This is a genomic window from Yersinia canariae, from assembly GCF_009831415.1.
Classification (GTDB): Bacteria; Pseudomonadota; Gammaproteobacteria; order Enterobacterales; family Enterobacteriaceae; genus Yersinia; species Yersinia canariae.
In genome coordinates this window covers 1684890-1707985 of the sequence record NZ_CP043727.1, presented here as the reverse complement: position 1 = coordinate 1707985, position 23096 = coordinate 1684890, and the positions used below count along the sequence as shown (strand labels likewise).

The window sequence follows — 23096 nt, the reverse complement described above, 5'->3', positions numbered from 1 at the left end:
AGCTTTATCCTTACTCTTTAAGCGCTGCGTGTCAAAAAGCAAAACCTCATTGGTTGATCCACTTCACGAATATAATCAATATTGGACTTACCAATTTTATTTTCTGTCATATGGCTTTACACTGCAAGCCGATATTGCATAGCAACGAACAAAAGAAAGGGGTCAGTATGGTGTGGCTTTTTTCCTACAGAAGCCAAACGAAACTGGTCTAACAACTTTTTATCTACCACCTTTTATCACTATCCCCTTTGTGACACCCATGGGGTGAATGATTCTGGAGCTACGTATGAACACTATTGCCAACAGCCGCCTTCCCGACACCGTACAGCAGCCTACTTATGATAGAACTGCACTGAAAAGCCGCATTGTTCACATCGGTTTTGGTGCATTTCACCGGGCGCATCAAGCTCTACTCACTGATCGGGTGTTAAATAAACAAGGGGGAGACTGGGGTATCTGCGAAGTCAGCTTGTTTGGTGCTGATGTCTTAATCCAAAACCTACGCCAACAAGACCACCTTTTCTCTGTGTTGGAAAAAGGCGCGCAAAGTAATCAAGCCATTGTGGTTGGGTCGGTCTGCGAGTCTGTCCATGCCCGTTTAGATGGCGTTATGCAAGTATTGGAGAAATTGGCCGAACCACAAGTGGCGATCGTGTCGCTGACTATTACTGAGAAAGGTTATTGCATCGAACCGGGTACTGGGCAACTGGATCTGCAAAATGAGTTTGTACGCGCTGACTTGGCTATCCCCGATGCCCCAACATCGGCTCCCGGTGTTCTGGTTGAAGCCCTGCGCTTGCGCCGTCTGCGCGGGCTGCCTCCGTTTACTGTCCTTTCATGCGATAACATTCCAGAAAATGGCCATGTGGTAAAAAATGCCGTCCTCGGCTTAGCAACAGCTCGCGACCCAGAGTTGGCCAGTTGGATAGAACAAAATGTCACTTTCCCTAATACTATGGTCGACCGCATCGTGCCCGCTGCGACACCAGAAACATTGCAAGAAATCACCGACACATTGGGTGTTGCCGATCCTTGCGGTATCGCCTGTGAGCCGTTCATTCAATGGGTTGTCGAAGATAAATTTGTGGCTGGCCGCCCTGACTGGCAAGTCGCTGGAGTACAGTTAGTCGATGATGTATTGCCGTTTGAAGAGATGAAGTTGCGCATGTTAAATGGCAGCCATTCCTATCTCTCTTACTTAGGTTATCTGGCGGGTTATCAGCATATTAATGACTGTATGGCGGACAACAATTATCGTGTGACCGCTCGTCGTTTGATGATGGATGAACAAGCCCCAACACTGCGCGTCACCGGCATTGACCTGAATGCTTATGCTGACCAGTTGATTGAACGTTACAGCAATCCATCATTAAAACATCGCACCTGGCAAATCGCTATGGACGGCAGCCAAAAGTTACCACAGCGAATGCTGGATTCAGTGCGTTGGCATCTACACAATGGTGGGCCATATCGTTGCCTGGCATTAGGTATCGCCGGCTGGATGCGTTATGTCAGTGGTGTGGATGATAACGGCCAACCAATTGATATCCGTGACCCAATGGTGGATAGCTTTAAAAAATGTGTTGAAAATAGCGAAGACGGCATTGCCAGAGTTCAGAGTTTACTGTCGCTGAAATCACTGTTTGGTGAATCCTTGCCGCAGCAACCGGTATTTGTTCAGGCCGTGACAGAAGCTTATCTCAGCCTGCAGCAGTTTGGCGCGAAAGAAAGTGTAAAACGTCTGGCACAGCAAGATTAATTTAGCCAGCTTATCGAATGAGCCTCAAGAATGAGGCTCATTAATTCCAATCAGGTTCTCCCTTACGGCGGTAAGGAAAAAGGGGAAATTATTCTTCGAGTTGATATGGCGCAGACTCAAATAAATAACCATCAAAATCAGGATGGTCAGCATCAGAAATCTCAAGCAATTTTATTTTTACATTTTCTAAATGCTGCCACATAGCTTGCTTCGCGGCCTTACTATCTCTACGCAACACCGCCTGCAGGATTTTTTGATGATCTTCCATCCATTGCCAACGGTAACTAAAATCAAGGGTATGACTATGCGCCCCTTGCCACATGGCGCTGGTTTTTCTTGCCTGCCATGCCTCCGCCACCATATTCGCCAGCACACTGTTTTGTGTCGACTGAGCCAGTAAACAGTGAAACAGCTCATCCGCACTTTCATCCACCGCCCCAGCATCTAATGCTGTTTTTTCCTGCTCGATGGCCTGGCGCATTTTGATGATGTCAGCCTTAGTGGCTTGCATCGCAGCAAAAGCAGCGACTTCGCTTTCCAGTAATTGGCGGGCTTGCAGCAGTTCAAATGGGCCATAGCCGCTGTCCGCTGACACAACCGACTCCCCATTTTCTGGCCTGTCGGGGACATTAACCACATAGACGCCAGAACCTTTACGCACTTCCACTAATTTTTCCAACTCCAGCATGATCAGTGCTTCACGTACCACACTGCGGCTGACGCTGAAATTTTCGGCAATATCACGTTCGGGCGGTAAACGGTCACCCAAATTATATTGCCCACTGACAATGGCCTCGCGCAGTTGACTGCCGACTTCCTGATATAACCGCATAACCTTATTTCCTGCATCAGGTATTGGCATTGAAAATGCCAAATTGGCCTGACCAAAGGGTGTCTGAATAATATTCAGTATATCATGTGGTCAAACAATTTCATTGAGGTCAAACAATTTCATTGCAGCATAAAACATCAGAAGAACTAACACGGCTTATCAATGTGATAAGCCGTATTTATAGAAAATCATTAATTTGAGGTATTAGAGGTAAGTGACGGTCAAAATGCCCAAACTACGTTGCGGATTCAGCCATTCAAGACGTGAAGACGCTAAATTACTGGGTAACCGAGAGGTCAGGGGCATATTACGTGAGAGGGTTTGTCGTTGAGTGAGTGTTTCACCATTGCGATAACAGCGTGTGGTAATTGTTTGGTCCGCAAATGAGGTATCACATGGGCTGTCTACAATAGCACCAGAAAATGTAATTGTTCCGGTTACAGACAGGGCAGATTGCGCACTACTTGCAGCAAAAGATATTGTCCATGAAAACATTATTGCTAAGACAACCAGTACCCGATAATTGCTCATAATCACCTCGACTCTCATATCTGTCATTTTAAATGATAGAGGATTCCAGCCAGAGCGATGGGAATGACAGAGCATTTTTTATGACTCTACTCTGCCTATGACTCACTAAGATTCCTCGTAGATGTGAATTATATTGCTTATCTTTGCAATGCAATTAGGCGAGGTTCCTAATACACCTAGGAAATAGTCTGCCTTTTAACCTTTTTCGTTTAATAATAAGCTTGGCTGGTGTTATATCCTCTTCTGATAACATCGACACGGTTGAGCCTTTTCTTTAGAGGTTATTGAAAATAAATTTATGGTCGGAGAGCTCTGATGACAAAAACGAACTTAATTACTGGTTTTTTAGGGTGTGGCAAGACCACCACTATTCGTCATTTACTGTCACAAAAGCCTGAAAATGAAAAATGGGCAGTTCTGGTCAATGAATTCGGTGAGATAGGTATTGATGGTGCGCTATTAGCTGACAGTGGTGCGGTATTAAAAGAAATACCCGGTGGATGCATGTGTTGTGTTAATGGACTTCCCATGCAAGTCGGCTTGAATATGTTGCTACAACAAGCAAAACCAGATCGGTTGTTGATTGAACCAACAGGATTAGGCCATCCCAAACAGATTCTCTCCTTATTAACTTCAGATATTTACCAACCATGGATCTCTCTGCATGCCACCCTTAGCCTGCTAGATGCCCGCCAGTTGAGTGAGCCACGCTATACAGGAAATGAAAACTTCCGTGACCAGTTGGCCGCAGCCGATATTATTGTGGCGAATAAACAAGATACCTATAGCACAACAGATTACGCAGTATTACAGCAATGGCATGAGCAACAAACCGTATCACGCCCACTCTATTATGCAGAGCAAGGGAAGATTGATATTGCCCTGTTAGATATGCCACACAGTAATAATGATGAATTACCCGATGGCGCACATCATCACGGCTCAACACGACAAAAAGGCCTGGCGGCATTAAGTTTGAAAGGTGCAGAACCTTGGCGTCGCGCCCTTAATCAAGGTCAAGGTTATCTGAGCTGTGGTTGGGTATTTAATGCTGACACTGTATTTGATACGGTGCCACTACTGGAATGGGTACGATTAAATCCAGTAGAAAGAATAAAAGGGGTTATGCGTATTGCTGAAGGAACCTTGGTAATTAACCGACAAGGGAATGATTTGAAAATTGAAACTCGGCAAACTCCCCCGCTGGATAGCCGAATTGAGCTTATTAGCACAATTGACTATGACTGGAATGCGCTACAGCATGAATTACTCAGGATTCGACTTCATAAAGGAGTATAGTGCACCCAAATTTATTGCCACCCATGAATACACTAGCAATTTGTAGAATATAGGCTCTCGTATGACCCGTCGTAATTTACTGACAATATTACTGCTTAATTTACTTGGAATCGCCTTGTTCTTCTCCTTGTATATCCCGGCGGACCACGGTTTTTGGTTTAAAATAGATTCAGCAATATTCTTCTATTTTAATCAACACCTGCTGTCCAGCCCTTCATTTCTGCATTTAGTGGCCATCACCAATAACCGGATCTTTGATGTTATTTCCCTGATTTACATGGGGCTGCTTTATTTATATTTCTATATGAAGGAAACCACAGCAGGTCGCCGCCGCTTGGTTGTCACGGGGTTTGTCATGCTATTAAGCGCAGTCATCCTCAACCAATTAGGCCATTTGATACCAGTTTCGCATCCCAGCCCGACACTGGTTTTTGAAAATATTAATCGCGTCAGTGAATTAACCGGAATTCCAACTAAAGATGCGTCCAGCGATAGTTTTCCCGGCGACCATGGCATGATGCTGATCATTTTTGCTTGCTTTATGCTGCGCTATTTTTCTCGCGGTGCTTTTACCATCGCCCTACTGATCGTGGTTGTCTTCTCAATGCCGCGAATAATGATTGGCGCTCATTGGTTTACTGATATTGCGGTCGGCTCGCTGTCAGTCGTTTTGGTGGGGATAAGCTGGATATTGCTGACACCACTGAGTGATAAAATCATTGATGTCATCAACCGAAATCTACCAGGCTCAACAAAACATTAACTCACTGCTGATTTATGCTGGAGCTAAAAAGGTCTATTTTTTTGCTCCAGCCACCATTTATGCTTTCACTCATTTATTATCACTAAACGGCTACAAATTCAGCTATCTGCTTTTAATGTATAATATTACATTATGTTACATTAATATTTTGTAAAATTATGGTAATAAAAGCTCTCGCCTTTTATTAATCATTACGGTAATCTCAAAAACGTTTGTGCTCGGATATCAGCATTTCACCGCTATCCTGATTAATATTGTGCGTTCCTGCACATTTATTTGGTTAAGTGATTGTCTCATCAGACCACAATCAATAATCTCGATTCGTTTGGCATTTTTGGTAGCGACATCCGTCGTAAGGACAGCAAGGGAAAACAACAACAATGGTCAAGTCTCAACCTATTATGAGATATATTCTGCGGGTCATTCCTGCAGTTGCAGCAGCGGTAATGTTATCCGCGTGTAGTTCACCACAGACTTCGAACTTACATAATTCGCAAACTGAGATGCGTGCAGTTAATGACAAAGATGGGCTTTTACTGCAAGCCTCTCAGGATGAATTCGAAGCGATGGTGCGCAACGTTGACGTCAAGTCGAAAATTTTAGAACAGTATGCAGGGTGGAAAGGGGTTCGTTATCGTCTAGGCGGTAGCAGCAAACGTGGTATTGATTGCTCTGCGTTTGTACAAACGACTTTCCGTGAACAATTTGGTATGGATTTGCCACGCTCAACGTCTGAGCAGCAGGATCTTGGCAAGAAAATCCAGCGTACTAAGTTGCGCCCCGGTGATTTGGTGCTGTTCCGAGCAGGATCGACAGGCCGCCATGTTGGTATCTACTTAGGTAACGATAAATTTGTACATGCATCGACCAGTGTCGGTGTGACAATATCGAGCCTAAATGAAGATTATTGGAATAAGCGTTATCGTGATGGGCGACGAGTACTGAGTAGTGGTTCGCGCAGCTAGCTGATTTTATTCCTGTTGTCCGAGATACCAAACGAAACTATGAAACGTTGCCATTGGCAGCGTTTTTTATTGCTGAAATATACCCTCCCGTCATCCATTTCCGCCATTTTGTAGGAAATGTCTTTTTTTACCGAAAATAGCGAAACTCAAGAATTTTCTGTGTAATATTCGCTCCGCTAAACCAAGAGTTTTCTGACACCAAGGCATATCAATCAACGATTATCCTTTCAGGTATTAAGTAGATTGTGTTACTAAGCTGAAAATTTGTTTTATGGATATGTATTTCTAAAATACACCAATACAAATGAGATTCACTGGCACCACATATTTGATGCAAAAATATGGCATCTTTGCTTTATATTGGATGGAAATTCAAATCGATAAGCTTATTAATGCCAATAATGCTCCCTAGCAAATCGGTAGCGCTGTGCTGCTAACTTACTTATACTCATAACACTTTATCGATCATGCTGAGGAGCGGCGTAACATGAGTTCAAACAGTGCGTTCTCCAGCAATATTTTATCCAGACGCCATCTTGTTAAAAAAAGTGTCATCCTCGCACTCTGTTTCTTTATTTGTTTTGTTGTTATTACCTTGTCATTACTTTATCGCAGCAGTGAACGTAAATTAACAACACAAAGTGATCATATTATTTCCTATTCATCCCACTTTCTTAGTGAGCTAACCACGACTATGTCTCAGCTTATCCCGCTGAGTGCAAAAAGTTGTGAGCAGGCTAGCCCTGCTCTGCACTATCGGGCGGCATTTACCAATGGTGTTCGGGCTTTCTTATTAGTGCGGGATGATATGACTTATTGTTCTTCAGCAACGGGTGAAATGGATACGCCTGTCAGCGCGTTATATCCCAAAATTAATGTATCCCAGCCTTTAGATTTTAAAATTCAACAAGGTACGCCAATGATGCCAAGCAAACCCGCAATTGGCGTTTGGCTACGCGAAGCTGGTCGCGGTAATACTGGTGTATTAGCAACACTGGAATTCAACTTACAACCCTATTTATTGCTGAATTACTCAAGCAATCAAGTCAACGGTTTAGCCATCATTATTGATGAGCTGGCAATCACCACCTTTGACTCTAAAGTCACGCCAATCAGCCAGTTACCTACACATGACTCCCGTGAGGTCCAATTACCCGGTTATCCTATTAAAATATTGATTTATCATACCAGCCTGACAGCGGATGATATTCGTATAACCTTATTAGGAGGATTGTTACTTGCGGGCTTGGTTGGCATTTTGGCTTATTATATTTTGATTGCCAGCCAAAGTGCGGAAGCAGAAATTTTACGCGGTATCCGCCGTGGTGAGTTCTTTGTTGAATACCAACCAGCATTCACTTCAGGTGACCGAAAAATATCGGGGCTGGAAGCACTTATCCGCTGGCAACACCCTATTGAGGGGCGAATTTCTCCAGATCTTTTCATTCCTTATGCGGAAGCTCAACATCTGATCCAACCATTGACCAGGCATTTATTTGAATTAATCATTAGGGATAGTGAATTAATAGCTGACCATGTTCCGGCAGGAATCAAATTGGCCATTAATATCTCTCCTGTCCATCTCACTGATGATAATTTCCGTAAAGATGTCACGCAGATGTTGCAGAAATTAAATACCGATGTGTTCTCTCCGGTATTCGAGATTACTGAGCGGGGCATGGTTGAAGAAGAATTGGCTATAAAGCAATTTGCCTGGCTACGCTCTCAAGGAATACAAATCGCTGTTGATGATTTCGGCACCGGGCATAGCGCGCTAATCTATTTAGAACGATTTACTTTAGATTATATTAAAATTGATCGTGCCTTTATCAGCACCATTGGTATTAATACTGTTACAGCACCGGTATTAGATGCGGTATTAATGTTGGCGAGAAAACTCAATATTAAAACCGTCGCTGAAGGCGTAGAAACTGAACAGCAACTCCAATATTTAGCACAACACGGGGTTAACTTCCTACAAGGTTACCTACTCAGCAAGCCGCTGTCGGTCGAGGATTTGGTCAAGTTTTGTAATGAAAAAACTTCGTAACAAAAACTAATTGGCTTAATGTTTGCTTTACCCCTGCAAACTGGTAATTTCATTTAAGATTATTACTATACAACAAATAATTCGAGTTGTAGGAAGGCGGCAGTTGAGTGAACAAATGGGTTGTAAACCATTTGGATCGCACCTGTGCTGGCCCGCCGCATGAGCTTCTGATGAGTCTCATACTCCGCCAAAAACTGGTATAAGTCAGTGATTGGGATGACAAATCTGCTGAGGTAGATTTGAATGCAGCTTGAAGTATGACGGGTATATTCAAATAACAGCAGGAGATCACCACTAATATGTTGTTACGCCTACTTGCTGCCTTTGCGCTTTCAGTCCTGAGTTTTGGCTTACAGGCCGAAACTATTAAAGAAGGCAGCTCTTTTGCCATACTGGGCGAACCTAAGTACTCATCAGATTTTAGCCATTTTGATTATGTTAACCCGGCGGCTCCTAAAGGCAGGGATATCACGCTCTCTGCCATTGGTACATTTGATAATTTCAATCGCTATGCGTTGCGTGGCAACCCGGCTATACGCACTGAAAGGCTGTATGACTCATTGTTTGGGACATCAGACGACGAGATTGGCAGTTATTATCCGTTGATTGCCGAATCAGCACGTTTTGCTCCCGACTTTCACTGGATTGAAGTCGATATCAATCCTCGCGCTCGTTTTCATGATGGCAAACCTATTACCGCTCAAGATGTCGCATTCACTTTCAATAAATTCATGACCGAAGGTGTGCCACAATTCCGCATTGTTTATAAAGGGGTGCAGGTAAAAGCAATTTCTCGCCTAACAGTGCGTTTTGAATTCCCAGAACCCAATAAAGATAAAATGCTGGGTCTATTTGGTTTACCCGTCATGCCAGAGCATTTCTGGAAAGATCATAAACTCAGTGACCCGTTGAGTAAGCCGCCCGTCAGCAGCGGCCCCTATCGTATTGGGAAATATAAAATGGGGCAGTTTATAACTTATGAGCGGGTTAAAGACTATTGGGCAGCGAACTTGCCAGTCAATCGCGGGCAATATAATTTTGACACCATCCGTTATGATTATTATTTAGACGACAAAGTCGCACTGGAGGCGTTTAAAGCCGGGGCATTTGATTTCCGCGAAGAAACCTCACCAAAAAGTTGGGCGACACAATATGTAGGGGGCAATTTTGCAAAGGATTATATCGTCAAGCAGGATATCGTCGATAATTCAGCCCAAAATACTCGCTGGTTGGCCTTTAATGTCCAACGCCCTATTTTTAGCGACAGGCGAGTCCGCGAAGCACTGACTTTGGCGTTTGATTTTGACTGGATGAATAAAGCGTTTTATTTCAACAGTTACCAACGCACTAATAGTTTCTTTCAGAATACCGAATATGCCGCTAAAGGTTATCCGGACAGTGCCGAACTGGCATGGCTGGCCCCTCTAAAGGGCAAAATCCCCCCTGAAGTATTCACGCAAATTTATCAACCGCCACAAACCGATGGCAGCGGCAATGCACGAGATAATCTATTAAAAGCGCGTGAATTGCTGAGTGAAGCGGGTTGGGAAGTGAAAAATCAGCAATTGTTCAACCGTAAAACCGGCAAACCTTTTGTCTTTGAATTACTGTTACTTAGCGGCAGTAATTTCCAATATGTTCAGCCGTTTAAGCATAATTTACAGCGCCTGGGCATTACTATGAATATCCGCGAAGTGGATAGTTCTCAGTTTGTTAACCGCCTGCGCAGCCGGGATTACGATATGATCCCTACCGTTTACACGGCTTTCCCCTACCCTAGCCCGAATCTGCAAATCTTGTGGAGCTCGGCATATATTGATTCCAGTTATAATGCTTCGGGGATTAAAGACCCGGCTATCGACCATTTGATTGAACAAATAATTAAACATCAGGAACAGCCTGAAGCACTGCGCTCCTTGGGCCGAGCGCTCGACCGCGTGTTAACCTGGAACTACTTGATGATCCCGATGTGGTATTCCAACCATGCCCGCTTTGCTTATTGGGATAAGTTCTCAATGCCGGCGGACAGGCCCACTTATTCGCTCGGGTTTGATAGTTGGTGGTTTGATGTCAACAAGGCAGCTCGCCTGCCAACAGAACGTCATTAGGGGGCGGTTGTGGGCGCATATCTGTTACGGCGGCTGTTGTTGGTCATTCCCACATTGTGGGCGATTATCACTATTAACTTTTTCATTGTACAAATTGCCCCCGGCGGCCCGGTTGACCAGGCAATAGCCAATATTGAGCTGGGCCATTCCAGCGGATATACCGCCGGTGCTGGCGATGCAGCATTAGGGGGGGCCAAAGTCGGCCTCAATGCCGCGCAAATCGGGGACAGTAACTATCGCGGCTCACGGGGATTGGACCCGGAAGTCATCGCTGAAATTAAACAACGTTTTGGTTTTGACAAGCCACTGCATCAGCGCTATTTCGATATGCTTTGGAGCTATGTGCGCTTTGATTTTGGTGACAGCCTGTTTCGTGGCGAGTCCGTCATGTCATTGATTAAACATAGTTTGCCGGTTTCTATCTCGCTGGGGTTATGGAGCACACTGATTATATATCTGGTTTCCATTCCTTTGGGCATTAAAAAGGCGGTGCGTAATGGCTCGGCTTTTGATACCTGGAGCAGCACCTTAATTATTATTGGCTATGCCATCCCCTCGTTTTTATTCGCAATTTTACTGGTCGTGCTGTTTTCCGGCGGCAGCTATTTTGACTTATTCCCGCTGCGCGGATTAGTTTCCAGCAACTGGGATACCCTGCCGTGGTACGGCAAAATAACCGATTATTTATGGCACATCACATTGCCGGTATTGGCTACCGTGATTGGCGGTTTTGCCACCCTGACCATGCTGACTAAAAACTCGTTTCTTGACGAAATCCGCAAACAATATGTGGTCACAGCCCGTGCCAAGGGGCTGCCAGAAGAGAAAATCCTGTATCGCCATGTGTTCCGCAATGCCATGTTACTTGTGATTGCTGGCTTCCCCGCCACCTTTATCAGCATGTTTTTCACTGGGTCATTGTTAATAGAAGTCATGTTTTCACTGAATGGTTTAGGGCTACTGGGCTATGACGCCACCTTGCAGCGAGATTATCCGGTGATGTTTGGCACGCTTTATATTTTCACTCTGATTGGTTTACTGCTGAATATTCTCAGCGATATCACCTATACCTTGGTTGACCCACGGATCGATTTTGAGGGCCGCCAATGATGAAACGACTGAGCGCAATTAATCAGGCCCGCTGGGCGCGTTTTCGCCAAAACCGTCGCGGTTATTGGTCCCTGTGGATTTTTCTGACTTTGTTTATTATCAGTTTGTTTGCTGAACTGATAGCCAACGACAAACCCCTATTGGTCAGCTATAAGGGCAAGATATTCATGCCCTTTATGACCAATTACCCCGAATCAACCTTTGGGGGCATTTTAACCACCGCAGCCGATTACCAAGACCCTTATGTGCTTGATAGAATTAAAGATAATGGTTGGGCAATCTGGGCTCCTATCCGCTTTAGTAATAACACCATCAATTTCGCAACGGATGTGCCTTTCCCATCGCCCCCCAGTCGCACCAATTGGCTCGGCACCGACAGCACTGGCGGTGATGTATTAGCTAAAGTCATTTATGGCTTCCGAATCTCACTGTTATTCGGCCTGACATTGACGCTATTCTCGAGTGTCATTGGTATTTGTGCCGGGGCAGTTCAGGGGTATTACGGTGGCAGAGTTGACTTGTGGGGCCAGCGATTTATTGAAGTCTGGTCAGGTATGCCAACACTGTTCTTAGTTATCTTACTGTCCAGCATTGTGCAGCCAAATTTCTGGTGGTTATTAGCTATCACCGTGATATTTGGCTGGATGGGATTGGTCGGTGTGGTTCGGGCTGAGTTTCTGCGCACCCGAAATTATGATTATATTCGTGCGGCGCGGGCCATGGGTGTTCGTGACCGAGTGATTATGTCACGACATATGCTGCCCAATGCCATGGTGGCCACGCTGACCTTTTTACCCTTTATTTTGTGCGGTTCTATCACCACCCTAACCTCACTGGACTTCCTTGGTTTTGGTTTGCCAATGGGGTCGCCATCACTAGGCGGGCTGTTATTGGAGGGCAAAAATAACCTTCAGGCCCCCTGGCTGGGAATAACAGCATTCCTGGTATTGGCCGTGCTTTTGTCTCTGTTGATTTTTATCGGCGAAGCGGTGCGTGACGCCTTTGACCCAAGTAAGGTGTACTGATATGGCGACTTCCCCACTTCTGGACATTCAAAACCTCAGTATTGCGTTTCGTCAGGCGGGCGTTGACCGCCAGGTCGTGAGTTCCCTTTCGTTACAAGTAGAGAGCGGTGAAACGCTAGCGTTGGTTGGAGAATCTGGCTCCGGCAAGAGTGTTACGGCGTTGTCAATATTACGTCTGCTGCCCTCGCCGCCAGTGGTTTACCCCAGCGGTGATATTCTGTTTGCCGGTCAATCACTGTTACACGCCGATGAACCGACCTTGCGCGGTATTCGCGGCGATAAAATTTCCATGATTTTCCAAGAACCAATGGTGTCATTAAACCCCTTGCACACCATTGAGAAACAACTCACTGAAGTGCTGTCACTGCATCGCGGCATGCGCCGGGAAGCGGCTCGGGCTGAAATTATTCAATGCCTTGACCGGGTTGGTATTCGCAATGCCAAAGGCCGTCTGGCTGATTTCCCACATCAGTTATCTGGAGGGGAGCGCCAACGCGTCATGATTGCTATGGCCGTGCTGACCAAGCCCAAATTACTGATAGCTGATGAACCCACCACCGCGCTGGATGTTTCGGTGCAAGCCCAGATCTTAAGTTTGCTGAAAGAGTTAAAGCAAGAGATGGGCATGAGCTTACTGTTTATCACGCATAACCTGAATATCGTGCGCCGATTAGCAGATAACGTGGCCGTGATGCGCGAAGGCCGTGTGGTTGAGCACAATACCCGCCAGGCACTGTTTAGCGCGCCGCAGCATGCTTATACTCGCCAGTTATTGGATGCCGAGCCACAAGGCCTGCCATTGCCCCTCACTATGGGCTTGCAACCGTTGCTCGAAGTCAAAGGGCTACAAGTGGCTTTTCCCATTAAACGGGGCCTGCTGCGCCGAACCGTCGCGCACCACTATGCTCTGAAGGATCTCAGTTTTGACTTAAAACCCGGTGAGAGCCTGGGTTTGGTGGGTGAGTCCGGTTCAGGAAAAAGCACGACCGGGCTGGCACTGCTGCGCCTGTTGCCCTCTAAGGGCGAGATTTGGTTTAATGGCCAACCGCTGCACAATTTCTCAGCCAAACAAATGTTGCCTTATCGCAGCCGAATACAAGTGGTGTTTCAGGACCCTTATTCTGCGTTAAACCCGCGTTTGAATATTCAGCAGATTATTGCTGAAGGGTTGGAAGTGCATCAGAAACTCAGTGCGACACACCGCGAGCAGCGCGTCATTAAGGCGATGGAAGATGTTGGGTTGGATCCCGTGAGTCGCTATCGATATCCGACTGAATTCTCCGGCGGGCAGCGGCAGCGCATTGCTATCGCACGCGCATTAATCCTGCAACCACAATTACTTATCCTTGATGAGCCGACGTCGTCACTGGATAAATCGGTACAGGCGCAAATTCTCGCCTTACTGAAGTCCCTCCAGCAGCGCTACCAACTCAGTTACCTATTTATCAGCCATGACTTACAAGTCGTGCGGTCACTCTGCCATCAAGTGATTGTGTTAAAGCAGGGAGAAGTGGTGGAACAAGGTGACTGTCAGGCCATCTTTGCCGCGCCAAAACAGCTATATACCCAGCAATTATTGCAATTTGCTGACTAGTTTGGGCGCACATCAGGAATCAGAGCATACGAAAACGTCAGCATAAACAACTGACGCACGCGTAATCGCGTATTAGAAGGGATAAAGTGCTGTCATGGTCTCGGCAATCGCCACACCGACATCTTTCAGCCGGCACATGGTGGCACTTTCATCCTGACGGTGAACAAACAGGCAAGGCTCACCGTCACATTCCACAATCGCGGAGTCCACCTGAATCTCTTGTAACGAGAGATGGAGTCGCTGCATGATAATCTGCGCATGTGCACCATCATGGCTTAATAATTTCAGTCCCATGAGGTCATTATTGCTATCGTCTATCGTCGCCAGTGGGATCGGCTCAACTTTGACGCCGATAAACCCAGATAACCAACGGTAACTTTGCGGCAGACGATGTACTACCGAAAGTTGGATATTATTCACGTATTTTTCCTAGTCAAAATAAAAATTCAAAAATCACAAATGCACCACAATGACTCACACTCACTAAAGTTATAGCCGCTAAGTTGGCATTGCGCTTGATTCAAACCTCATCAAAACACAACATTGATAACAATTTATAAACTTAAAATCTACAATGCCATTTTTTGTGCTGTTTTTAACCCTGACTCAGCCCCTGATACCAAGACCGAGACTACAGGTTTGGGATTTAGATCCCATTTTTCGTTATATTTATACCTTTATGGCGGTTATCTCAACCATTTTTCTTGCAAGCCTATTACCTAATACTAGTCAATATTTTACATTTAAAGAACAATTCGATACTGAGCAAGCCCAATAAAACTCATTTAATTAATTGATAAATATATAATTTAATCAATATTCCGCACCCTGTTACGAGCAAGAATAACAGGTAAAAATAACGCCATGGCAATTTTGTCTTTTTTATATCATCGCTCAAAAAGTTAACAATATGGTGTCAAACCAAACTATGCAATGAATAATGATACGCATGCTTATTATGTTGATTGAACGCAAGAATTTTGTTCTTTTTAGAGACAATTATGTTGATATTGATGTTATGGAAGGCAAATTAACGGCAGGAATAAATCAGGTGGGAATTGACAAACTGGCTACAAATAATAAACGTGAAGGGAACCGCTGGCAGCATTTCCCCTTCACATTTTACGCGTTAAGGTTATTTCACTGCATTTTTCTGCGGACGGCTGGCATAAAGATACAATAGCATGGCGACAATAATACAAAACGCCATTGAGCTGACCATCGGCCAGGCGCTACGCGAGGGGGCCATTGACAACAGTGTTCCCACTATCGCGCCAATACCAAACCGTAAGGTGCCAGCCAAAGAAGAGGCGGTCCCCGCCATGTGCGGAAAATCATCCAAAATGACGGCCATAGCATTAGAAGTAATGATTGCGATACAGCCGACATAAGCCGCGACGCCCAACACCAGTGCCCAGAAACCCAATCCGGTAGCACAGACCACCAGCAGCCAAATCCCCATGACAAATTGGACTATCATCCCAAAACGGAACATTTTCAGAGCCCCGAAACGGCGAACATTGCGGCTGTTAATCAAGGTCATCAAGAACAAAAAGACAATGTTCAGTGCAAAGTAATAGCCAAAATTCTGCGGAGAAACTCCATTTAAATCAATATAAACAAACGGCCCGGCGCTCAGGAAAGAGAACATACCGGCAAAGGAGAAACCGCTGGCCAGCATATAGCTGAGTACCCGCTTATGGCGAAATAACGTCGCAAAATTGCCAATAGTGGTGCGCAAGTGGAATCGTTGCCGCTTCTCTCGCGGCAAGGTTTCTTTGATAAACAGTGCCACCAATACAGCCCCTATCAATGCAGCTCCCGCCATCGTCCAGAAAATGGCATGCCAGCTAAACCACACCAACAACGCGCCGCCGATAATCGGTGCTAGCAATGGTGCGATAGTCATCACCAAGACCACAAAAGACATCATGCGCGAGAAATCATCTTTGGTGAACATGTCCCGCATCAATGCATTTATCACCACACTGGCAGCAGCGGCGGACAAACCATGCAAGAAACGCAGGTTAATCAGTTGCTCAATAGACTGCGCCATCGCGCAGGCCATACCCGCAAGCGCGAAGATGAGCGTCCCCCAGAAGATGACGGGTTTGCGCCCGAGGCTATCTGCCATTGGCCCATAGAACATTTGCCCGATAGCAAACCCCAGCACATACGCACTTAGCGTCATCTGTACCGCGCCACTTTCTACGCCAAATTCCTGCGCAATGATGGGCATACTGGGCAGATACATATCAATGGCCAGAGGCATCAGCATTGATAGCAAGCCCAGGATAAAGATCAAGCCAAAGTGGGAAGTCCGGCTATTTGCGTCATTTGGATTACTGGCAGGCACGTTCAACAACTCCTTCAATAACCTACTGCGGGTTATATCAACGGCAAAGTAACGTGGAGACAACCGCCCACGCTGTAATAGAAATCAACTACAGATGAGGAGCGCCGACACTCGCAATTTCTTCAGTTGTCAGTGGGCGATACTCACCAGGCGCTAAATCATCATCAAGTTTGATGTCGCCAATTCGCTCACGATGCAGTTCCAATACACGATTGCCAACCGCCGCGAACATCCGTTTTACCTGATGATAGCGACCTTCACTGATGGTCAAGCGCACCAATTGCGGCTCGATAACCTCAAGCTGAGCAGGTTTAGTCAGCGACTTTTCGTTATGCAACTGTACGCCATCAGTAAATTGCTGCGCCGTATCATCAGCAAGCGGGTGTTCCAGCGTCACCAAATAGGTTTTTTCACAATGATGGCGTGGAGAGGTAATGCGGTGTGACCATTGACCGTCGTCGGTCATCAGAACCAACCCGGTGGTGTCAATATCCAACCGCCCGGCCGCATGAAGCTTGTATGCTACAGGTTCATCAAGGAAATACAGCACGGTTGGATGATCAGGGTCTTCTGTTGAACACACGTAACCCTGCGGTTTGTTCAGCATAAAGTAACGCGGGCCAACCATTTGTTGTAATGGATTGCCATCAAATCTCACGTCTTGTTCTGGTGTCAGCTTAATGGCACCACTTTTGACCACTTCACCATCAATGGTTACTCGTTTCGCCCGTAGCTCACGCGCCACTAACGCCCGGCTGACTCCTAATTGCTGAGATAAAAACTTGTCCAATCGCATTGAATCTACTTTGCCTGTTATAGAGTCGTACCACTGAGGGGCACGATACCCGCACTCACACCTGCCAACGATGACAGTATGCTAATAATACGGTGTGAAATTAATGAAACAGTATAGCGGTGGTTGCCCTATCATCCTAGGAACAGTTACGCAAAAGCCGTTATTGAGAAACGACTTACCCGCGCGACACCGCCCCTCGCGCAGGCGGCAACACACAGGCATAATAATAGAAAGTCTTGGAGATAAATGGCATTTATACGTTGCAGGAAAGTGTTGCAAATGGTGAATGAGTTAAACAAATTGAAAATAATGATAAATATCACCGGGCAGGCACATTAATGGCCTTTACGTTACGTCCTTACCAACAAGAAGCGGTGGATGCGACCCTCGCTCATTTTCGCCGCCATGCTGAGCCAGCGCTGATTGTTTTACCCACCGGGGCCGGCAAAAGTCTGGTTATTGCTGAATTAGCAAAGCTGGCTCGTGGACGCGTTTTGGTATTGGCACATGTCAAAGAACTGGTGGCACAGAACCATGCCAAATATTGTGCCTACGGCTTAGAGGCCGATATTTTCGCTGCGGGCCTGCAACAGCGCCAAAGCGAAGGGAAAGTGGTGTTTGGCAGTGTGCAATCCGTGGCACGCAACCTATCACTGTTTGATAGCGCTTTTTCGTTGCTGATTATTGATGAATGTCATCGAATCAGTGACGAGGATGACAGTCAATATCAGCAAATCATTCAGCACTTACGTAACACCAACCCGCGTTTGCGCTTGCTAGGGCTGACGGCGACCCCTTACCGCCTGGGAAAAGGCTGGATTTATCAATTCCACTATCATGGCATCACCCGTGGCGATGGAAAATCCCTGTTCCGAGATTGTATTTATGAATTACCCCTGCGCTATATGATTAAGCACGGATTTTTGGTGCCGCCCGAGCGATTAGATATGCCGGTGGTACAATACGATTTCAGCCGGCTGACCAGCAACAGCGACGGCATGTTCCGTGAGGCAGATTTAGACCGCGAGCTTAAGCAACAGCAAAGAATTACCCCGCATATCGTGAGTCAGATAATTGAATATGCCGTCCATCGGCGGGGTGTGATGATATTTGCCGCCACAGTCGAACATGCCAAAGAAGTCTATGGGCTCCTGCCCCAAGGCGAAGCCGCGCTAGTGAGTGCTGGCACACCACCAGCCGAACGAGATGCTTTAATTGCCGCCTTTAAGCAGCAAAAATTACATTACTTAGTCAATGTGGCGGTATTGACTACCGGCTTTGATGCTCCACACGTTGACCTGATTGCCATCCTTCGCCCAACAGAGTCGGTCAGCTTGTATCAGCAAATTGTCGGGCGAGGCCTACGGCTTTCTCCGGGCAAAGAAGATTGTCTGATTCTTGATTATGCCGGGAACCCCCACGATCTCTTCACACCGGAAGTGGGTACTAGCAAACCCCACAGCGATAGCCAGCCAGTACAGGTCTTTTGTCCGGACTGCGGTTTTGCCAATATCTTCTGGGGAAAATGTACCGAGTCAGGCGAAATTATCGAGCACTATGGGCGTCGCTGTCAGGGCTGGTTTGAGGATGAGCAAGGCGCACGCGCACAATGTGATTATCGTTTCCGCTTTAAATCCTGCCCACATTGTGGCGCAGAAAATGACATTGCAGCGCGCCGCTGTCATCAATGTCAGGAAGTGTTAGTCGACCCGGATGATATACTGAAAGCGGCCCTGAAATTAAAAGATGCGCTGGTATTGCGTTGTGGCGGAATGAGTTTGGAGAGTGGCCAGGATGTGAAGGGCGAATGGCTAAAAATCACTTATTATGATGAAGATGGCACCAATACCAGCGAACGCTTTCGCTTGACGACCCCCGCCCAACGGATGGCATTTGAGCAAATCTTCCTGCGCCCTCACCAGCGGGCGCCCGGTATTGTACTGAAATGGCAAACCGCAGCTGATATCATTGCCCAACAAGCGCTATTGCGTTACCCCGATTTTGTCGTCGCGCGACGCCGGGGGCAGTGGTGGCAAATCAGAGAAAAGGTTTTCGATTATCAGGGGCGCTTTAGACGGGCCGACTCCCTTGCCTGAGGCCGCATTTAGCCTGATAAATTCGCAGTTTTATTTGCTGTCTGGCCGATATTTCGCTAGAATGTCGCCCGCTTTGCTCTGGGTTTACCCAATCAAAGCCGAGTATCGAACCTGTTGCTGGGTCGCCTGTAGCAGGGTAAATTTTCTTTAAGAGAAAACCAAATGACCACTATCAATGTAGAAGTACGTAACGACCAGGGTAAGGGTGCGAGCCGCCGCCTGCGTGCAGCAAATAAATTTCCGGCAATCATTTACGGTGGTTCAGAAGCAGCAATTTCTATTGCTCTTGACCATGACACCACTAAAAACCTTGAATTGAAACCGGGCTTTTATGATTCCGTACTGACTCTGGTTGTAGACGGTAAAGAAACCAAAGTTAAAGTACAGGCTGTTCAGCGTCACGCTTTCAAGCCAAAACTGACTCATATCGACTTCGTTCGCGTTTAATCGCGTCGTTTTCGATATTCGGGACGCCGAAATAAAAAACGCCGCTTATGCGGCGTTTTTTATTGGCGATTCAAACACAACTGAATTGTCTGAAATTATTTGCCTGAATTGCGCTGAAGCTGGTCGCGCAGATTCGGTGGTGTGCCTTTAATGGTCAACGTATCCGTCGCAGCATCCCAAAAAATACGCTCCCCCAGTAGCAGCGCATCAAAATTGATACTCAGCCCACCGCCACTGCCGGCAAACTTGGTCAACTGACGCAAAGTGCCGCGATCCGCCGGGAAGCTCTCTTCCAATGCATAGCCCTGCTCAGCAGAGAATTGCTGAAAATCTTTTTCACCCAACTTCGGCAACTCTTGTGACAGTTCCTGCAATGCGATTTCCTCGCCCGCCTGCAACTGCTCATTACAATAGCTATAAACCTGCTGGCGATATGCCTGGCGCTCATTTTTACCGAGTTCAGCATCAGCACAATAATCATCAACCGCCTGTAATAAGCCGCGGTTTTGTGCTTTGGTATCCAGGCCTTCTGCTGCGGACAGGAAATCCATAAAGAAATCAGATACCTTACGCCCTACTCTCCCTTTCAGGAAAGTCAGGTAACGGGTTGATTCTGGGTTATTTTCCCATTCGGTTAAATCAATTCGGGCCACAATATCAGCACGATTGATATCAAGATAATGGGTGGTGCTCAGGTCAAGTTGCTCATTCACCCGCATGCTATTACAGCTGCTCAACACCGAAATCAGCAAATACTCCACCGCCAGATAGCGATATTGGCAAAACAGCACCACCCCACCTTCAGCAAAGGGGTATTTGGCTAATTCATCGCGTAAACGCCCGGTAGCCGCACGGCTAAAGCTGAGGAAGTCTTCATCACCCTTACGGCTTCGTTTCAGTGCATCAGCCAGCTCACTTTGCTCATTAAACAGCCCATAAGCTTTGCTTTTAGCACTGTAAACCCGATGCAGCTCGGCCATCATTTCTTCAACTACAGCATTGGCAGGTAACAGCGAATCGCGCAACATCACATCAAGCGTTTGTTCATCACGTTTGATAAGCTGATGTAAGGCTATCTGGTCAATATCCAGACTCATGATAAATACTCCTTTTGGCTAGGGGCGTATTCAATCACTGATGCCTGAGAGCTGCAACCCAAAAGCTATCTCGGCCCCCAATTAATGGCTAATGATTCTTAATGCTATAAAATAGCGGAAAAGCGCGTCTCTATACGGTAAGATATGGGACTTTGTCAGGTGTTGAGCACAATTTTTATGCCACAATCATCCCGTTATAGCGACGAACACGTTGAAAAATTGCTGTCAGAATTAGTCAGCGTACTGGAAAAACACCGTACCCCAACCGATCTTTCTTTGATGGTTTTGGGAAATATGGTAACAAATCTGATCAATACCAGCATTGCCCCTGCGCAACGCAAAGTATTGGCTCGTTCTTTCGCTGAAGCCCTTCAAGCCTCAGTACGTGAAGATAAAGCTCATTAATTTATCGGCCAAGACTGCAATCTCAATATGGTGACAAATCGTCAGCGCTATCGTGAAAAAGTCTCCCAGATGATCAGCTGGGGGCACTGGTTCGCCTTGTTTAATATCCTGTTCAGCCTGGTGCTGGGTAGCCGCTATTTGTTTGTCTCCGATTGGCCCTCATCGCTAATTGGCCGTGTCTATGCCCTTGTCAGTTGGCTTGGGCACTTTAGTTTTATCGTTTTTGCCGCCTACCTGCTGGTGATATTCCCACTCACCTTTGTGGTGATGTCACAACGATTACTCCGTTTCCTTTCCGCAGCCTTTGCCACTGCGGGCTTAACCCTATTATTAGTGGATACCGAGGTCTTCACCCGCTTCCACTTGCATCTTAACCCCGTTGTGTGGGAGTTAGTGGTTAACCCGGATCAAACTGAGCTGGCGCGGGATTGGCAATTGATGTTTATTGCCGTACCTGTCATTTTTCTTGTCGAGATGCTTTTCGGCACTTGGGCATGGCAAAAACTGCGCAGCCTCAACCGGCAGCGGTTTGTTAAGCCGCTAGTGGCGGTATTTATTTCTGCTTTCTTTGCCTCACATCTGATTTATATCTGGGCAGATGCTAATTTCTATCGCCCAATCAGTATGCAGCGCGCTAATTTACCGCTCTCATATCCGATGACCGCGCGAAAATTTCTTGAAAAACACGGTCTACTTGACCAAGAGGAATACCAGCGACGCTTGGTAGAACAAGGCAACCCAGATGCACTGACCGTTGAATACCCGCTCAGCCAAATTACCTTTAGCGACAAAGGCAGTGATTATAATCTGCTATTAATTGTGGTTGATGGTATCCGTGCCAATAGTCTGCAAAAAGATATGCCAGCCTTAACCGAATTTGGCCATGCAAACATTCAGTTTGACCGGCATTACAGCTCGGGTAATCGTCAGGATACGGGGCTGTTTGGCCTGTTTTATGGTATTTCGCCGACCTACTTAGACGGCATTCTTTCTGCACGCAAACCCTCAGCATTCATCACGTCATTGAGTGCGCAAGGTTATCAGTTTGGGTTGTTCTCATCCGATGGATTTGCCTCGCCGCTCTACCGCCAGGCATTGTTATCTGATTTCACCTTACCTGCTCCGGCAGAACAGACGGATAGCGAAACAACAGCACAGTGGCAGCAATGGCTGTCAACGCTGAATAATGATGCGCCGTGGTTCTCATACATTAACCTCAATGGCGCAGTGGAAGCACAAGACCCTGTTATTGGTCATAAAGTTGCCGCACCAACTGATTTTATCCGCCACTACAAGGCAGGTGCCAAAGATGTGGATCAGCAGATAGCTACCATCTTGGATACACTGAAACAACGTGGATTACTCGATAAAACAGTGGTGGTGGTTACAGCGGCCCATGGCGTTGAATTTAATGACAACGGCAATGACAACTGGGGTGCGGGCAGCAGCTTTAATCGGCAGCAACTACAGGTGCCGCTCATTGTCCATTGGCCGGGAACCCCCGCGCAAAAAGTGAATAAATTGACTAACCACGAAGATATCATGACGACACTGATGCAGCGGTTATTACACGTTAAAACTGCATCAGAAGATTATTCGCAAGGGGAAGATTTATTCGCAGCACAACGGAACAACAACTGGGTGGCAACGGGCGATAATGGCATGTTGGTCATCACCACACCCACACAAACAATTGTGTTAGATAATAATGGTGGATATCGCACCTATGATGAGCAAGGCAATGAAATTGAAGATGAAAAGCCCCAACTCCCGTTGTTATTGCAAGTGCTAACCGATATAAAACGTTTTATTGCGAACTAGCTCTAAAAACCGAACTTGGTGCGGTCAAAAAACAAGCAAACG

Annotated in this window: 19 protein-coding genes; 13 read left to right on the top strand and 6 right to left on the bottom strand. The window is 46.4% G+C overall.

The annotated features are described in order from the left end of the window. Positions 1 to 286 precede the first annotated feature (286 nt). Positions 287 to 1759, top strand: coding sequence for a mannitol dehydrogenase family protein (locus F0T03_RS07980; protein WP_159677723.1), 1473 nt, complete (start codon positions 287 to 289; stop codon positions 1757 to 1759). An 88-nt stretch (positions 1760 to 1847) separates the two neighbouring features. Here the strand turns inward: F0T03_RS07980 and F0T03_RS07975 are convergent, their stop codons facing one another. Both F0T03_RS07975 and F0T03_RS07970 read right to left on the bottom strand, forming a co-directional pair. Next, positions 1848 to 2591, bottom strand: coding sequence for a GntR family transcriptional regulator (locus F0T03_RS07975; RefSeq protein WP_159677721.1), 744 nt, complete (start codon positions 2589 to 2591; stop codon positions 1848 to 1850). Positions 2592 to 2795: 204 nt separating this feature from the next. Then, positions 2796 to 3122 carry a type 1 fimbrial protein gene (locus F0T03_RS07970; RefSeq protein WP_159677719.1) on the bottom strand — a complete coding sequence of 109 codons (327 nt, stop codon included), beginning with the start codon at positions 3120 to 3122 and terminating at the stop codon, positions 2796 to 2798. 315 nt (positions 3123 to 3437) lie between these two features. On the opposite strand from F0T03_RS07970, the gene F0T03_RS07965 reads away from it, so the two are divergent. From F0T03_RS07965 to yejF, 8 genes are all read left to right on the top strand, one after another. Beyond that, a complete protein-coding gene (locus F0T03_RS07965; RefSeq protein ID WP_159677717.1) occupies positions 3438 to 4421 on the top strand; it encodes a CobW family GTP-binding protein in 984 nt (327 codons plus the stop codon). 61 nt (positions 4422 to 4482) lie between these two features. Further along, the gene (locus F0T03_RS07960; protein ID WP_159677715.1) at positions 4483 to 5184 is read left to right on the top strand and encodes a phosphatase PAP2 family protein; all 702 of its coding nucleotides are present in this window, start codon (positions 4483 to 4485) and stop codon (positions 5182 to 5184) included. 380 nt (positions 5185 to 5564) lie between these two features. After that, positions 5565 to 6149: a bifunctional murein DD-endopeptidase/murein LD-carboxypeptidase gene (gene mepS, locus F0T03_RS07955; protein ID WP_025378861.1), complete on the top strand. Its 585-nt coding sequence runs from the start codon at positions 5565 to 5567 to the stop codon at positions 6147 to 6149. Between the two features lie 487 nt (positions 6150 to 6636). After that, entirely contained in the window at positions 6637 to 8199 is a 1563-nt protein-coding gene (locus F0T03_RS07950; protein ID WP_159677713.1) for a cyclic di-GMP phosphodiesterase, read from the top strand. A 299-nt stretch (positions 8200 to 8498) separates the two neighbouring features. Then, positions 8499 to 10307 (top strand): extracellular solute-binding protein, encoded by a 1809-nt coding sequence (locus F0T03_RS07945; protein ID WP_159677711.1) that lies wholly within the window; start codon positions 8499 to 8501, stop codon positions 10305 to 10307. A gap of 9 nt (positions 10308 to 10316) precedes the next feature. Further along, entirely contained in the window at positions 10317 to 11417 is a 1101-nt protein-coding gene (locus tag F0T03_RS07940) for a microcin C ABC transporter permease YejB (protein ID WP_159677709.1), read from the top strand. After that, on the top strand, positions 11417 to 12442 hold the full coding sequence (locus F0T03_RS07935; protein ID WP_167515585.1) for an ABC transporter permease: 1026 nt from the start codon (positions 11417 to 11419) through the stop codon (positions 12440 to 12442). The genes F0T03_RS07940 and F0T03_RS07935 overlap by 1 nt, the downstream gene beginning before the upstream one ends. A 1-nt stretch (position 12443) precedes the next feature. Continuing rightward, positions 12444 to 14036: a microcin C ABC transporter ATP-binding protein YejF gene (gene yejF / locus F0T03_RS07930; RefSeq protein WP_145553024.1), complete on the top strand. Its 1593-nt coding sequence runs from the start codon at positions 12444 to 12446 to the stop codon at positions 14034 to 14036. A 72-nt stretch (positions 14037 to 14108) separates the two neighbouring features. On the opposite strand, the gene F0T03_RS07925 is transcribed toward yejF, so the two are convergent. The 3 genes from F0T03_RS07925 to rsuA all read right to left on the bottom strand — a co-directional run bounded on the left by F0T03_RS07925 (position 14109) and on the right by rsuA (position 17188). Next, positions 14109 to 14456 carry a YejG family protein gene (locus F0T03_RS07925; protein WP_145553026.1) on the bottom strand — a complete coding sequence of 116 codons (348 nt, stop codon included), beginning with the start codon at positions 14454 to 14456 and terminating at the stop codon, positions 14109 to 14111. Between the two features lie 715 nt (positions 14457 to 15171). Then, positions 15172 to 16392, bottom strand: a complete 1221-nt coding sequence (locus tag F0T03_RS07920) for a Bcr/CflA family multidrug efflux MFS transporter (RefSeq protein ID WP_159677707.1) — start codon at positions 16390 to 16392, stop codon at positions 15172 to 15174. An 88-nt stretch (positions 16393 to 16480) separates the two neighbouring features. Next, complete coding sequence (gene rsuA / locus F0T03_RS07915; RefSeq protein WP_145553041.1) at positions 16481 to 17188, bottom strand: 16S rRNA pseudouridine(516) synthase RsuA; 708 nt, start codon at positions 17186 to 17188, stop codon at positions 16481 to 16483. 338 nt (positions 17189 to 17526) lie between these two features. Between rsuA and radD the strand changes: the two genes are divergently transcribed. After that, a complete protein-coding gene (radD, locus tag F0T03_RS07910; RefSeq protein WP_159677705.1) occupies positions 17527 to 19284 on the top strand; it encodes a DNA repair helicase RadD in 1758 nt (585 codons plus the stop codon). Positions 19285 to 19446: 162 nt separating this feature from the next. Further along, a complete protein-coding gene (gene rplY, locus F0T03_RS07905; protein WP_004700538.1) occupies positions 19447 to 19731 on the top strand; it encodes a 50S ribosomal protein L25 in 285 nt (94 codons plus the stop codon). A gap of 95 nt (positions 19732 to 19826) precedes the next feature. Here rplY and yejK read toward each other — a convergent pair whose 3' ends face one another. Further along, entirely contained in the window at positions 19827 to 20828 is a 1002-nt protein-coding gene (gene yejK / locus F0T03_RS07900; RefSeq protein WP_145553045.1) for a nucleoid-associated protein YejK, read from the bottom strand. Between the two features lie 177 nt (positions 20829 to 21005). On the opposite strand from yejK, the gene F0T03_RS07895 reads away from it, so the two are divergent. Together F0T03_RS07895 and yejM are read left to right on the top strand one after the other, a co-directional pair. After that, complete coding sequence (locus F0T03_RS07895) at positions 21006 to 21233, top strand: YejL family protein (RefSeq protein ID WP_004389481.1); 228 nt, start codon at positions 21006 to 21008, stop codon at positions 21231 to 21233. A 27-nt stretch (positions 21234 to 21260) separates the two neighbouring features. Beyond that, entirely contained in the window at positions 21261 to 23054 is a 1794-nt protein-coding gene (gene yejM, locus F0T03_RS07890) for an LPS biosynthesis-modulating metalloenzyme YejM (RefSeq protein ID WP_159677703.1), read from the top strand. Positions 23055 to 23096: the final 42 nt, after the last annotated feature.